This is a genomic window from Alkalihalophilus marmarensis DSM 21297, from assembly GCF_000474275.2.
GTDB classification, from domain to species: domain Bacteria; phylum Bacillota; class Bacilli; order Bacillales; family Bacillaceae_D; genus Alkalihalophilus; species Alkalihalophilus marmarensis.
Genome location: NZ_ATAE01000042.1, coordinates 1 through 15,507, shown reverse-complemented (window position 1 = coordinate 15,507; position 15,507 = coordinate 1). Strand labels below are relative to the sequence as shown.

The window sequence follows — 15,507 nt, the reverse complement described above, 5'->3', positions numbered from 1 at the left end:
CTGAATGATGAGATGAACAGCTTAGAAATAAATGATATTAAAAGTATTATAATAAAATTAAAAACAATAATGGAAGAAAATAAGGATGATCTTTGTGAGTTAGATGCAGCCCTCGGGGACGGAGATCTTGGGTTAACAGTTTCAAAGGGATTCAGAGAAATTGCAGCCAATATAGATGAGTTGGCTGTTAAAGATATAGGTAATTTATTGAAAAGGAGCGGATTTATTCTTGCTGATAAAGTTCCTTCCACAATGGGTACGCTACTAGCTTCTGGTTTTATGCAAGCAGGTAAACTATTAGAAGGAAAAGAAAGCCTAACTCCGAATGAAGCAGCAACATTATTTGAAGGAATGATACTCGGGATAAGTAAAAGAGGCAAAGCGGCCATAGGAGATAAAACGATCATTGACTCACTCTATCCAGCACATAAAGCACTTGAAGTGGCTGCAGCTCAAGAGCTTTCTTTAAAGGAAGCATTCAAAGGAGCATATGAACAAGCTAGATTAGGTGCAGAACATACAAAAGAGATGCAATCAAAATTCGGCAGAGCGAGTAAATATCTCGAACGTTCTATTGGACATCAAGATCCGGGAGCAACAGTAGGTGCACTTATAGTTGAAGGGTTTCATTTATATATTAATGAGGGTAACAAATAGAGCCGATCAGAGAATGGGCTCTATTTTTATGGGCTGATTTTGTTATGGATTTCAGCGATTACTGAGGTTTTTTTAGCGAAATCCAAGATAATGTTAGCAAAACCTCTCATTATTTTAGCAAACGCAGCCAAATAAATGGAAAACGCAATCTATTCCCTAGCCCCAGCCGCCACGCGCAGCTTCTTCAACGCCGTCTTCCGCCACGTCGCGACCGTATTTTTCGACACCTGCTGCTCAACTGCAATTTGCCCCAGCTTCTTCTCATATACAATCGCCTCCTGCACCCATAAAAGCTCACGAGAAGACAGCTGCCCAATATACGGCTCAAGCTCCTCTAAGGGATCATCACAATATTCAACTAAAGAAGCAGGTAACGCAAAATCTGAACTTTCCTGCTGATCTTTCAGCACAAAACGCTCGTCATACACACGCTCACGCCTTAACTCCATTAACATATGCCCACGTACAGTGTGAAGGGCGAAGGTAGAGAATGCTCCTTTTCCTTCTTCATATTTCCGGTAAGCTTCCCAAAGCGCACACACTCCGACTTGATAAAAATGATCATGATTTCGGTAAAGGTTTAATTTCTTCAGCTGTCCTTTAATAAGAGGTTTATACTGGTTAAGAATTTCTTCAAACGGTTGAGCTTGCATCGTTAATCTTCCTTAGACAGAAGCGCTTCTGATATATTCCGCGGTAGAGCAAGCTTACTTAAAAAAGGTGAGCGGCGCATGTTGATAAAAAGAGAAAATGACCTCCCTTAAAGCAGTCATTTCGTTGTTTTGCTCTAGGGGATTTTATGAAAATGACCAGCTGGATGAGGCAAGAAATGAAGAAATGACTCAAATTAGGGTAATACTGAAAATAGATTTGATAAAATAGAATGAAAATCATAGTCATAAGGTGATCATTTGCGAGATAAAAAAATAGTCATTACAAGCTTGTTTCTTATCAGTTGGGCGGGGATGATCGTCTATGCCTCTTCTCAGCCGTATGCTGACCAAGATGTAAGACCGATGCTAGAGAATTTCTCACTAGATTGGGTGGGGCAGCTTTTTGGATTTGTCCATTTTTCTTATGCTGGATCTGAGGTCAGTGTGGAGGCAAGAGGTCCGGCTGCTTTTATTGAATTTTTCATTCGGAAAGGTGCCCATCTTATAACATTTACTGTACTTGGATCGTTGTTCATGTGGGTTTATCATACAGCCAACATCCGTTTGCCAAAAGCGATCGCCCTCTCATTACTCAGTGTTGGGATTTTTGCATCCATTGATGAATATAGACAATTTCTTCATCCGGATCGAAGTGGATTAATAGAAGATGTGATCTTGGATACAGTTGGAGGAATCCTTGGGATAATCATATATATTGCTCTCAGAAGAAGAGCATTTAGAAACAAAGCAAAAGCCTAGCGAAATCAATCGCTAGGCTTCATTATTCTTACGCACCTTTTATCTCAACTATCTCTCTGTCGAACTCAACCCAGTTCAATTTCTCTACCACATCTCGGTCCATTTTAAGCACAAACGACATAGGGTTTGCATCAAAGGTGCAGTCACCATATGGCTTCAGTTGAAAGGCTACTGTATGATCTGAATCTTTCTGTTCAAATCCTTCTATGTAATGAGGGCATGTGCTAGGCTCAAACGTGCCAAGTAACACAACCGCTGATTTATCAAAATTCACTTCTGGTATATCCCCTTTTAATTGAAAGAGGTTCCAATACTCAATCAAATCATAATGATCTAAAGCTTTATAAGCACTAAATTGAATATGATCTGTAAACATTTCCTCTGGAAGCTGAGCCTCCTGATGAAGAAGGGTAAGGGTATTGGTTTCTAATTCACTATTTACAATGCTGCAACCGGTAAATAATAAAGCTGCGAGAATAATTGGTAGAAAAGCTCGTTTCATTATTCAGTTCCTCCCGCCATACGAATATTCATTTTCCATAAATCTAACATATATAAGCGAACTATTACGTTACATTAAGGTTACAAAAAATGACAGAAACATAAATGAAGGATGTACGCGAGAAAAGGGAAATTAATGTACTTATATGAGTTATTAGTTTGACAAAATCAATCAAAAAGTGATAATTACCTACAAAAATAGTTAAAATAACTCAATAAAACAGAAAATTAAAAACATAAAATATGACAAAAAGCCCACACTTAATATCCTAAAATAGAGTACAATAGAGTTACTATATCAGGGTATTGGAGGGTTATCATTTGACGAACTCGTTATATGTGGACAAGCCACACGAACAGCAGAAAAATCAATCAAACATGAAACGCATCGTCTTATCGTCTTCATTTGCCACAGGGCTCTTCTTCTCCTCTCCGCTTTTAAGTGAAGCAGCCTTGGGGGACCAGGCACTCTCAGAGGGGATGGATCATCCTGACGTGAAGGATTTGCAAAAGGCCTTGAAGGATCGCGGACACTTTAACCACCACACAGCCACCGGTTATTACGGCTCCATTACAACAGAAGCTGTAAAAGCGTTTCAGAAGGCAAACGGACTTCCGGCTACTGGTCATGCGGATTTAGCTACCTTAGCCGAGCTTACTGAAAAGGAACAAGCAGACACTAGTTCAGTTTCTGTCTCTTCCTCATCAATAAGCGGGTCTTTGCAAGCAAACCAAGTTCTGAGGCAAGGAACAACAAGCGGAGCTGTTCAAGAGCTGCAGCAGCTGCTTGCTAGAACGGGTCACTTCAATGCAAGTGCTACTGGCTACTACGGGAGAGTGACAACCGAAGCTGTAAGGTCCTTCCAACGCCAGCATCAGTTAGCGGTTGACGGAATTGCAGGGCCGCAAACGATCACAGCACTTCAAAATGCTGCAGGAAGCGGTACAACTGTAACTCGTCCGCAGCAACCATCGAGCACACCGAGCCCCCAAGCACCGGCTTCTGCCCAGCCGACGCTTCGTGTAAATGATCAAGGGGATGCGGTGTCGTCCTTGCAACAAAAGTTGAAAGATCTAGGTTACTATACTTCTTCTATAACCGGTACTTTCGGCCCTCAAACCGATTTGGCGGTAAAAGATTTCCAAAGAGCTCATAATTTAGTGGTAGACGGAATTGTCGGAGCGAATACATATCGGGCGTTAGAATCAGCGCGTCCCAAGTCTTCTAATTCTGCACCGCCAGCTGCTGCACCAAGCAGTCCACCACAGCAGACGTCTAGCTCTTCTGTTTTACGCGTAGGCACAACAAGCGCAGCTGTAACGAATATGCAATCCCAGCTTCGTACGATCGGTATATTTGGACAAGCACCGACTGGATACTTCGGTACCGTAACAGAGCAAGCAGTCCGCGCCTTTCAACGTCAGCAAGGATTAACGGTAGATGGAATCGCAGGACCTGCAACTTTAGGCAAGCTGCAAGAGCTTGCAGGAACACCGTCCGCAGCACCGGGATCTGGCGGCGGATTTAATATGATGAATCTCATTGCAGATGCCTCAGAACAGTTAGGAACCCCTTATGTATGGGGCGGGACAACAGCTTCTGGCTTTGACTGCAGCGGATTTATCCAATTTGTCTTCTCGAAAAATGGCGTTCAGACACCGCGTACAGTCGCACAAATGTGGTCACAAGGAAGGTCTGTTAGCCAGCCTTCTGTGGGAGATCTTGTTTTCTTCAACATCAATGGAACGGGCGCTTCTCATGCGGGTATTTATATAGGAAGCAACCAATTTATTCACAGTGGTTCGTCTACCGGGGTTACGGTTGCCAACCTCAACACAAACTATTGGAAGAACAGCTATATTGGAGCGAAACGAATGCATTAATAGGATGGCCGCCTTCAAAAAAAAGGCGGCTGTTTTTTTTTGTTCTATTACAATACTATTTCGACAACGATGTAGTGTAATCAAAATGAAATATAAATTATGACAAAATAACCATTATTATGACCCCATAATATGATAGAATTTCCAGTAGACGAAGATTGAGACAACAAAGCTACATTATTCCTCACAATCTACCATTAACCAGCTACTATTATTAGACGAAAATCAACAATTGATATAGATTTGATCAATTTCAATTGATCAATTTCATTGGTTGCTTTTGCGGCTCAATTTTACAACTATACTTTAAAGAAGAAAGAAGGAGTGAGTGATTACATGCGCAAAATAATGCTCATGATGCTGGTCGTGACAATGATTGCTACGTCATTTACGTTTAACGCGGAAGTGGCAGAGGCGAGCAGTCCATTTCCGGATATGCCAAATTCCGGACATGACACAATTAATCGACTAGTGAAAGATGGTATTCTTGTAGGCAGTCCAGATGGTAAGTTGAATCCCGGACAAACGGTAACTCGCGGTGAAGCGATTACGATGATTGGACGTGCCTTAAAGCTTGATGGCACACAGCGTCAAACAAAATTTACAGATGTTTCTAGAAGCCACTATGCTTCAGGATACATCGCAACAGGTTCAGAAATGGGTCTTATTGCAGGAAGGACATCAACAACATTTGATCCAAGCGGTCATGTAACCCGTGCGGAGATGGCGGTGTTCTTACAACGTGCGTTTAATTTAACGAGAACTCGTACAGACGTCATTTACCGTGATGTCAATGCGAACACATTCGGTTCAAACGCGATTAACGCAATCACTACAGCTGGAGTTTCTGTAGGATATCCAGATGGATCATTTAAGCCAACAAATGGGACAACTCGTCTTGAGTACATCTTATTCTTAGGACGTGCACTTTACCCTGAATTAAAGCTTCCAGAATATCAGCCTAACCCAGATGTATTAGAGCAATTTGCGACAAAGGCAGTTGTGTTTAATGCGCCAAGCGGCTTAAATGTTCGTTCAGGAGCTGGTACACAGTATCCATCTATTGGAAGACTAGCAAACGGTACTGAAGTAAACTATTATAATGTGGTAGGAAATTGGGCAGCTTTTACATATAACGGTGAAATTGCTTATGTTTCATTATCATATCTACGTACCCCTTCAACAGGTGGTTCTGGATCACTTGCAGGTAAGACAATTGTAGTTGATGCAGGGCACGGCGGGCATGACCCAGGTGCAGTAGCCGCATCAAACGGACTTCGTGAAAAAGATTTTAACCTAGCAGTTGCATTAAAATTACAACGCCGCCTAGAAGCAGCGGGTGCAAGAGTTATCATGACACGTACGACAGATGTTTTCTTAACACTGACAGAACGTGCAAATATTGCAAACCGTAACAACGCGGATGCTTTCATCAGCATTCATGCCAATGCAGGTCCATCATCTGCCAATGGTTCTGAGACATTCTGGAACAGAAATCATGCGAGCGCAGATAGTAAGCGTCTGGCAGAGAGCATTCAAAGTGAAATGATTGCTAAGCTTAACACGCGCAACCGTGGCGTTAAAGAAGGGAACTTCACCGTCATTCAAACATCAAGAATGGCAAGTGTACTAGTTGAAGTTGGCTTCCTATCAAATGCCGAAGAAGCTCGTAAACTAGCATCAAACTCATTCCAAGAAGACGCTGCAGAAGCGATTTTCCAAGGGACTGTGAAGTATTTCCGTTAAATAGTAGATTGTAGACTGCCAGACTTCGGTTTGGCAGTCTTTTTTTATATCCTATTAAAAAGCCCCCAGTTAGCAGATTCGAGCTATATTACAATGAGCCAGCGAATCCTTATACCCATATAAATGAAACCTAAACCACCTCCGTAACGTCTGATAAAGTAAAGGGAGATGACATTTATGTTAAATAAAGGTATACCTATATTTGCGGCTATTTTACTAGTATCCGGTTGTGGAGCCGATGTAAATACAGTCAGCGCGCCAGAGGAAGACCATAATAGGGAAGGTGAGGTAGAGGAAGTAGATGCAGCAACCTATGAATAGCAACCTATGAATATCCAGCACCTCAAGTACCTAAGGACATATCAGCTACATTTGAAATGGATCATCCAATTGTTGTCTACTTTCATCACGTAGATGATGAAAATATCTATATCGATATAACAGAAGCACTAAGGCATCACCAGCAATCATTAAATCCTCATACAGAATTAGACTTTGTGGATATGGCCTCGGGCGGTGTGATCTCTAAGGAGAATTTAACATTGATCAATCGAGATGGTGCGGATGTAAAAGAAGATGAACTCTTGCCTAGTGATCAGCTTTACCTAGATTATGATCTGAGCCGTTATGATTCGTTAAATGAAGAAATGGAGATTGATGTGATGGTTGTACATCCTGTTACGGCAGAGGATATCGCTGAAAACTATTATGCAAGTGAAGAAGGGCGCTATAGAGTCTCTACGCTTAATAACGGAGCAGACGGTCAAGTGATCGATCCGAGCTGGGAAGAATTAGACTTGATTCTGGGCCATCCGAAGGTCCAAGGTTATAATAACATCTCTCAAGAACCAAATGCCCCGTCTAGAAGAGACCTTCAATTTGCTCTTGGGCTGGAATCAGAATCATTGCCGCAATTAGTTGTATTTGATCACCAAGGCATTGTCTATCATACAGACAGTGTAGAAGAGATGCTTCTATTTCTAGAGGAATTGTAAAATGGGGAAATGGCTTAGCATGATAATGAACAGAGGGATGATCGTAGTTGGAGTATTGTTGGTGGTTGCGGGATGCAGTGATACAACCACTTCCCCTGAACAAGGCTTAGTCGATGAAATGGAGGCGGGGGTTGAACAAATGGATGAAGCGATATACGAATATCCATCCCGCAAAGTACCAGAGGACATTGCGGCAGCATTTGAAATGGAGCACCCCGTTGTCGCATATTTGGAGTATTTAGATGAAGAAAACTACTATGTAGATGCTACAGAAACGCTTTGGCATTATTATCAGTCCCAAACGCCGCATGAAAAGATTCATTTTGAAGCAGTACCATTAAACATGGTGATCCCCAAAAATCAAGTGAGGCTGCTTGATAAGGTTGGCAATGAAATAAATGAGGATGAATTATTACCTGATGATCACTTCTACTTGGACTACGACTTAAGCCAATACGATTATACGAATAATAACGTTTCCCTTGACCAGGTCATCGTCCATGCGGTGACAGCGAAAGAAATAGTAGAAGACTATTACACGGAAAACGAGGGAGAGTATCATGTGACAATGATGTATATCGAAGGAAGCGGCCACGTGATTGACCCCAGCTGGGATGAATTGGACATCATATTAAGGCATCCAACAGCCTCTGGTTTTCATGGTATTGCACAAGAACCAGGTGCACCGCCAAGGAGAGACCTCAAGTCTGCACTTGGTCTAGAAACTCTCCCTCAAATCATTGTATTTGGTCATCAAGGTCCGGTATATGTGACAGACAGCGTAGAAGGACTGCTTCATTACTTAGAGGAATTAGAATAGCATACACAGGCGCACTCAATATTATCAAAAAATTAAATACTAAATAGTTCCAGCTAGAGATATACTAGGACTATATGATTACAAGGGAGAACCGACAATGAACGTACGTCTAGCTGTACTTACTCTTCTAGTTTTGCTGATTCCAGCTTCCAGCTATGGGCTAAATAAAAATCCCGTCACTGTCCTCATGTATCATCATTTCGATGAGGATCCAGCGAAGGCCTCATCAGCAACGATTCACCCTGACACCTTTCGTGAACAATTGCTAACCTTAAAAGAAGCCGGATATACCTCGGTTCCTGAAAGAGATTTATACGACCATCTATATAACGGAAAAGAGCTTCCAACGAGGCCTCTTGTAATCACCATAGATGATGGATATTTGAGTAATTACGAATATGCCTTTCCTATATTAAAGGAGCTTGAAATGTACGCTACCATCTATGTGATTACCAGCTACCGCGGGGAGACGCCTGGCTGGAATGAACACTTCTCTTGGGATCAGGCGCGTGAGATGAAGGCATCAGGCTGGATTGATATACAGGCTCATACTCATAATGGCCACGGGGAAATCGACAACGTCGGCCCTTTTCTTGTGACAGTAGCTGCGGAGGAAACGAGGGATATGTATAAAACAAGAATTTACGATGACCTCTTAGAAGCAAGAAGGCTGCTTGAACAAGAGATGAACAATGATTTTTACTCGTTTGCCTTTCCATTCGGTATCTATAACGATGAAGTCATTGAGTATGCCGCAGAGATCGGTTATGAGTTAATGTATACAGTAAAACCTGGCCTCACATACTCTTATCAACATCCCCATAAGATCAACCGCCTGAATGCGAGCGGGGAATATAACGGTGAAGAGCTGTTAGCGGCGATCAAAAGTTTACCGTAACAAAGAAGAGGGTAGGAATAACTGCTCTCTTCTATTCTTTTTTTATAAAAATTTTATAGAGATATAGTTGTATATTACTAGAAATATAAGGATAATAGAGAGAACAACAGCAGAACGGGGTGGGTATATGAAAAGTCGCATCGCCTTATTCCTCATTATCGTGATCAGCCTCCTGACATTTTCTTCGGTACAGGCAGAATCCCTAGATGATAGAGAGAATTATATTATTGTATTTTCAAATGAATTAAGTGAAGACGTGATCCATGAAATAGAAGAGCATATTTACCTCACACTAGAAAGCATCCCCGCCGTTGCGGCTAAGCTGACAGAAGAGGAAGCAGCTGATCTAGAAGCTCATGAATCCGTAAAGTATATAGAAGAAGATGCGCCGATTAACGTTCAGACAGCGAACGTTCCGGACTCAACTATTGACTGGGGAGTTAGAAAGATCGGAGCTCCAACTGCATGGGGGAATGGTGTAACGGGTGAAGGAGTAAAGATTGCTGTAATGGATACAGGAATTTCAACGAGCCACCCAGACCTTCAAGTGACAAAGGGGGCATCATTTGTCCCTTATACAGCATCTTTTAATGATGATAACGGACACGGAACGCATGTTGCTGGGATCATCGCTGCTAGACCTAACCAGTTCGGAGTCACTGGTGTTGCACCTAAAGCCCAGTTATATGCGGCTAAGGTGCTTGACCAAAACGGTGATGGAACGACAGCATATGTGATAAAAGCAATTGACTGGGCCTTAAAAGAAGACGTAGATATTATTAACTTAAGTCTAGGGGGCAAAAATCCCTCCGTAACCTTGCAAAATAAAATTGATCAGGCCTACGATCAAGGAGTGTTGTTTGTGGCCGCTGCTGGAAATAGGGGCACTCAAGAAGGGACGACCAATACCGTTGATTATCCGGCTGCGTTTTCCAGCGTTATTGCGGTCAGTGCTGTTGATCAACAGGATAGAAGGGCTAGATTTGTCGGCGGCTATTCTGCATCAGGACCAACCGTAGAAGTAGCAGCCCCAGGACTGGGAATCCGAAGCACTTCCCGCAATCAGGGATATACATTAGAGAGCGGCACCTCAATGGCAGCGCCTCATGTCGCAGGTCATCTTGCCTTATTAAAACAAGTATATCCTGACCGGACAGCTGTACAGCTTCGAAATCTACTGCGTCAGCAAACAGTAGATCTTGGACAGACAGGGAGAGATTCCTTCTATGGATTTGGAAGAATCCACATCCCATCTTCTTTAAAAATAACGGTACCAAGACCTCTGCCGCCAACCAATCTTTCCGCTCGTATCCTTGAATGGGATGGGGATGTATGCAGAGTAGAGCTGAACATGGATGCCCCGCAAAGCGGTGAGCCTCCTTATCAATATAAAATTTATCAAAATGGACACGAAGCCGCCCTGATTGGTGCAGCAGACCTTCCATATACGTTAGAAAGAAAGCCAGGGACGTATACGTATACGGTAAAAACCATTGCAAGAAACGGACAGGAATCGTTTCTATCATCACCAATAACGATTAAAGTGACCCAGGATCAAGACCCATCTACAATACCCACCTTCTCTGATGTAAACGGAAACGAATGGTTTGCAGGCGCACTTTATAATTTAAGAGGAAGAGGGATCTTAGAAGGGTATCCAGATGGAACAGCTCGCCCGAATCAAGTCATTACTAGAGGTGAGGCTGCGGTTCTACTAGCTAAAGCTCTTCAATTAGAAGAACTGCCATATCAAGCAGACTTTGTCGATGTCCGTCCGCAAAGCTTTCAGGCAGGCTATATTCAAGTACTGATTAATGAACGTATTTTCTCAGGCTACGGAGACGGCACCTTTAGGCCGCATGTCGCGATTCCTCGAGGAGAGGTAGCGGCGATTCTATCAAGAGGGTTCACATTAAAGCCAATTAAAACGGTTACCTTTAAAGATGTTAATCCGTCTACATTTGCTTATGCCTCTATTATTAGACTAGGAGCATCAGAAGTTGCAACAGGTTACACAGACGGCACCTTCAGACCAAACGCTCAAATCACAAGAGCTGAATTTATATCCTTCTTGTCTAGAGCCATTGAGGCTGAAGAGTCACTGTAGCGAAATATATATATAAACGAAATGAATACAAAAAAGGCGTTCTCTCCATTTGAGAGAACGCCTTTTCTTATGCTTAGTATAATGCTCCGTGTAAAATCTTCGCGAATTCTGCACGAGAGATCGAGCTTGATGGACGATATGTACCATCAGTGAACCCTTGTACAAGTCCATTTGAGTGAAGAGCATTAATTTCATTGTAAGCCCAGTTAGAAGAATTAATATCAGAGAACGCGCTTGCGCTTGAACCATTTGCTTGAAGATCAAATGCTTTAGAGAAAATAACCGCGATCTCTGCACGTGATACGTTTGCATTTGGGTTGAAGCTGTCTCCTTGAATGTGATCGAAGAACCCAGCGCGATCAGCTGCTGAAATATCAGCTGCTGCCCAGTGAGATTGAGATACATCATTAAATCCATTAGCTGTTGTTGTTAGCGGTGTGTTTGTCGCACGAACCACTAATGCAGCGATTTGAGCACGTGTTAATTGATCTGTTGGAGCGAAGTTGCTGTTGCCAACGCCTCCGATAATTCCGTTATTGCTTAATTGACGAATTTCGCTGAATGCCCAGTGGTTTGTTGCAACATCATAAAACTCTCCAGAACCTAATGAGCGAACTGGTGTGTTAGTCATCACACGCTTAGCTCCGATGTAACGTGAACCCCAATAGTGAGGGTCATTAATAGAAGAAATTGATACACCTCTAGATGATGCTGAATGAATAAACTGGTTATTTCCAATAAAAATTCCTGCGTGAGATACGCCAGAACCTGATGTATTAAAGAAGACTAAGTCTCCAACTTGTAAGTTTGATTTTGAAACAGAAGTACCTGTGTTATACATCTGACTTGTTGTTCGCGGAAGGTTTATTCCAATTTGGTTAAATACATATTGCATGTAACCTGAACAATCAAATCCGCTAGTTGTCGTTCCGCCCCATCTATATGGTACTCCTATATGCTTCTTGGCTTCAGTGACGAGTTGATCTTGCTTAGTGCTAGCTTCGGCTGGTGCAACATTAAACAATGTCGACATTACAAGTAGAACCGCTAGAAACGGCACGATCTTCCTAATCATACGAACACTCCTAATTTCTATGTAGTTACTTTTCTCTCAATCTATGAAAATTATGTTTAATTCTCTAGTGATTGGGTAAGTACGAGATTCAGTCTACCACAAAAGACCCCAAACTAATGTTACAAGAAGGTAACAAATTGATGATATCTGTTGTAATGTGGAATATTTCATAAATAAAGAAAGAACAGACGAAAATGACAGTTACACATTTTAGGACTATTTGTTTATATAAGAAAGTAATAGGTAAAATGAACCGACATAAGTGTCGGATAGGTCTAATTAATCACCAAAAATCAATATTTTAGTAAAAAAACGTTGTAATTTTTGGTATAAAGTGTAGAATGATAGTAGATTAGTAACCTTTAGTAACTGCAAATCGTCGCTCTTAGAAAAGTTTAACTTGCGATATAAAAGTGGTTGACATTGTCAAAAATGGTAATTATACTAATCTTGCAAGTCATATTTCATAGGTACATACTACGACTTTAGGGATTTTGTTACCGATGTCTGTCTTTAAACTCAGTGTGAGAGGTCTTTTTTCTTAGTTTAATATCTGATGGGGTTTGAAGACGATGATCGTAAAGTCTGGTCTCGAAGTAGAGTAGTAGAATACGTACATATTATGTACACAATTAAAAAGGAGGATTTACCCACATGGCTTATCAACCTAAGTCTTACCGCAAATTTTTAGCAACATCTGTTGCTGTTGCAGCAGTTGCTACAGTAGCAGCTCCAGCAGGTGCAGCATCATCATTCCCGGATGTAGTACCAGGTTCTTACTACGAGGAAGCAGTTAACTACCTTACTAGTCAAGACGTAATCAAAGGTCTTCCAGGCGGCATTTATGCTCCACTTACAAACGTTGACCGTGCTCAATTCTCAGTAATCTTAGCTGGTGCTCTTGACCTTGAGTTAAGCGACAACCCTAAGCGTGTATTCCCGGATGTTAACCCTAACTCTTACTATGGTGCAGCAGTTGAAGCTCTATTCAATGCAGGTATCGTAGACGGAGACCAAAAAGGAAACTTCAACCCAACTAACTCAATTGATCGTGCATCAGTTGCAAAAATGGTTGTTGAAGCATTTGGTTTCGAACAAGATTCTTCTGTACGCATCCCATTCAACGATGTAGTAGCAGGTTCTTGGTACGAAGGTTACGTTAACACTCTTTACTCTGTAGGCGTAGTTAACGGAACAACAGCTAACACATTCTCTCCACAAGGAACAGTTGACCGTGCACAAGCTGCAGTATTTGTTTACAACGCTCTACTTCAAGCTGGTGTAGATCCTGAAGAGCCAGGTGATGAAGAAGCGGTTGCTAATGTAAAGGCGATTAACAACACAACTGTTGAAGTAACATTCGAAGATGCTGTTGCTGATGTAAAAGCTCTTGATTTCGCTATCGAGGGTCTAACTGTATCTAACGCGGTTGTTAAGCAAACTGACAGCAAAACTGTAGTACTTACAACTTCTGCACAAACAGGTGGAGAAGAGTACACAGTAACTGTTAACAATGCAACTGTAGGTACATTCGAAGGTATTTCTGCTGTAGTTCCTACGGCTGTTAATGTTGTAGAAAGATCTCTTCAAGGTGTTGTTGGTAAAGAAGTAACTGTACAAGCACAAGTTACAGTTCCAGCTGGCCAATCTAAAGCTGGTATCCCTGTTACTTTTAATATTGATAGAGGTTCAGACACTACTTTAGCTCCACAAATCCTAGGTGAAGCGTTAACTGATGAGAACGGTGTAGCTACTTACACATATACTCGTTATACGGCTGGTAATGATACAGTAACAACGTACGCTACTGGTAATCGTACAGTTTCTTCAACGGGTGTAGTATATTGGGCTGCTGCGAAGCAACTAGTTGTTTCTGAACTTACAGAAGGTAACAGCCTTGCTAATGATACTAAAAAGTCTTATAAAGTAACTGGTGCAGCTAATACAAGTTATTATGTTGCGATTAAAGAAAACATCAATGTAACTCCTGATAAAGTTACTAGAGTTTTCGTTCAAGATGATGCTACTAATACTTTTGTTACTCCTTACGAGTTAACAACTGGTTCAGATGTTTTTGCAAGAGTGACAACAGATGCTAACGGAGAGGCTTCATTTACTGTATATGGATCAAATTTATCTGCTACTCCTGTAGTATATCGTCCAGCATCTTTAATTGACCCTGTCTACTCAGCAACAGCATTACAAACTCAAGCACCAACTGTAAACTTCTCTCAAGTAGATAGATTAGCTGTATCTGTAGTAGCAGAGGGTTCTGCTAATTCTGCAGCTTCTTCATACTTAACAGGTACAACTGGTCAAGCATTTGACGCTACTTCAGTAGGTGGACGTACGTACACGGTAACTGTAACTGATAAAGACGGTAAGCTAGCTCCAAAAGGAACTAAAGCTTATGTAACTTTCGAAGAAGATAACATTAACGGAACGGTTTACTTCTCAACTGCTAAGGATGCATTTGAAGCAGTTACAACTAATACAGTAAAAGAAATTACTGTTGGGGAAAATGGTCAAGCATCATTCCGTGTAGCGGGACATGGGGCAACTACTTTTGTTAAACCAACAGTATTCTTAAACACTGCAGGCTCAACAGCAACACCAGCTCTTGATAAAGCTGATATTCAATCTGTTGCAGAAGTAACTTACTTTAAAGATGCAGTAGTTAGAAATGCTTTATTGACTGTAGAGGATGTAGATGGGGAAGAAGTATCATCATTAATTACAGGTACTGACGCGTACTTCACTTACCAATCTGTAGACCAAAACGGTTTTGCATATCGTCCAAGTACAACAAATTATCAATTAACATTTGATGTTACTTCTACATTTGGTAATGCAATCGTTAAAGATGCATTAGGTGCTACATTATCTCCTGAGCAAAATTTAGGAAATACAAAAACTTACAAGGTTGCATCTGATTCAACTGGTAAAGCAGTTGTTCGTGTAACTTCTGACAATGCTGATACAGTAACTGTAAACGTTACAGGTGCTAGTGGAATTCTTCCAACTAAATCTGCTTCAGTTTCATTTACTGCTCAAGCTCCTACTCTAGAGCGAGTAAATTCAGCAACAACTGTTAATGCAGTTATTGCAGCTCTTACTGACAGTTCTTTAACTCCTGATTTTGATGACTTGAGTGCTGCTCAGAAACAAGCTGTTGCTACTGAAGTACTTAACAAACGTCCAGGAAGTGGTTACACTCAAACTGGATTAGAGACAGCTTATAAGACTGCATACCAAGCACAAGTTGATGCAGCTAATCAAGCAGCAGCACAACCAGTAATTGATGCTATTGGTAACCTAAATAACACTAGTCTTACATTTGAGGCAGATGTAGCTGCTGCGCGTGCTGCATATGATGGCTTAACAGCAACACAACAAGCATTAGTAACAAATC

General features: G+C 41.5%; 13 protein-coding genes. 10 read left to right on the top strand and 3 right to left on the bottom strand.

The annotated features are described in order from the left end of the window. The first annotated feature begins 12 nt into the window (after positions 1–12). The gene (dhaL, locus tag A33I_RS15515) at positions 13–657 is read left to right on the top strand and encodes a dihydroxyacetone kinase subunit DhaL (protein ID WP_031311745.1); all 645 of its coding nucleotides are present in this window, start codon (positions 13–15) and stop codon (positions 655–657) included. Between the two features lie 149 nt (positions 658–806). On the opposite strand, the gene A33I_RS15510 is transcribed toward dhaL, so the two are convergent. Beyond that, a complete protein-coding gene (locus A33I_RS15510) occupies positions 807–1,310 on the bottom strand; it encodes a sigma-70 family RNA polymerase sigma factor (protein WP_022629268.1) in 504 nt (167 codons plus the stop codon). A 258-nt stretch (positions 1,311–1,568) separates the two neighbouring features. Here A33I_RS15510 and A33I_RS15505 point away from each other — a divergent pair, with 258 nt between their 5' ends. After that, complete coding sequence (locus A33I_RS15505) at positions 1,569–2,069, top strand: VanZ family protein (protein WP_022629267.1); 501 nt, start codon at positions 1,569–1,571, stop codon at positions 2,067–2,069. 28 nt (positions 2,070–2,097) lie between these two features. Here the strand turns inward: A33I_RS15505 and A33I_RS15500 are convergent, their stop codons facing one another. Next, positions 2,098–2,571, bottom strand: coding sequence for a hypothetical protein (locus tag A33I_RS15500; RefSeq protein ID WP_022629266.1), 474 nt, complete (start codon positions 2,569–2,571; stop codon positions 2,098–2,100). Between the two features lie 320 nt (positions 2,572–2,891). On the opposite strand from A33I_RS15500, the gene A33I_RS15495 reads away from it, so the two are divergent. From A33I_RS15495 to A33I_RS15470, 7 genes are all read left to right on the top strand, one after another. After that, positions 2,892–4,454: a C40 family peptidase gene (locus A33I_RS15495; protein WP_022629265.1), complete on the top strand. Its 1,563-nt coding sequence runs from the start codon at positions 2,892–2,894 to the stop codon at positions 4,452–4,454. A 336-nt stretch (positions 4,455–4,790) separates the two neighbouring features. Then, entirely contained in the window at positions 4,791–6,200 is a 1,410-nt protein-coding gene (locus tag A33I_RS15490; RefSeq protein WP_022629264.1) for an N-acetylmuramoyl-L-alanine amidase, read from the top strand. A 177-nt stretch (positions 6,201–6,377) separates the two neighbouring features. Beyond that, positions 6,378–6,521 carry a hypothetical protein gene (locus A33I_RS20925; RefSeq protein WP_022629263.1) on the top strand — a complete coding sequence of 48 codons (144 nt, stop codon included), beginning with the start codon at positions 6,378–6,380 and terminating at the stop codon, positions 6,519–6,521. Positions 6,522–6,577: 56 nt separating this feature from the next. After that, positions 6,578–7,195, top strand: a complete 618-nt coding sequence (locus A33I_RS15485) for a hypothetical protein (protein WP_022629262.1) — start codon at positions 6,578–6,580, stop codon at positions 7,193–7,195. 1 nt (position 7,196) lies between these two features. Further along, positions 7,197–8,015: a hypothetical protein gene (locus tag A33I_RS15480; protein ID WP_022629261.1), complete on the top strand. Its 819-nt coding sequence runs from the start codon at positions 7,197–7,199 to the stop codon at positions 8,013–8,015. A 97-nt stretch (positions 8,016–8,112) separates the two neighbouring features. Beyond that, entirely contained in the window at positions 8,113–8,913 is an 801-nt protein-coding gene (locus tag A33I_RS15475) for a polysaccharide deacetylase family protein (protein WP_022629260.1), read from the top strand. Positions 8,914–9,040: 127 nt separating this feature from the next. Beyond that, entirely contained in the window at positions 9,041–11,020 is a 1,980-nt protein-coding gene (locus tag A33I_RS15470; RefSeq protein WP_022629259.1) for a S8 family serine peptidase, read from the top strand. A gap of 73 nt (positions 11,021–11,093) precedes the next feature. Here A33I_RS15470 and A33I_RS15465 read toward each other — a convergent pair whose 3' ends face one another. Then, the gene (locus A33I_RS15465; protein ID WP_022629258.1) at positions 11,094–12,095 is read right to left on the bottom strand and encodes a C40 family peptidase; all 1,002 of its coding nucleotides are present in this window, start codon (positions 12,093–12,095) and stop codon (positions 11,094–11,096) included. A 654-nt stretch (positions 12,096–12,749) separates the two neighbouring features. On the opposite strand from A33I_RS15465, the gene A33I_RS15460 reads away from it, so the two are divergent. Further along, the coding region (locus tag A33I_RS15460) for an S-layer homology domain-containing protein (RefSeq protein ID WP_022629257.1) at positions 12,750–15,507 on the top strand (2,758 nt) is incomplete at its 3' end.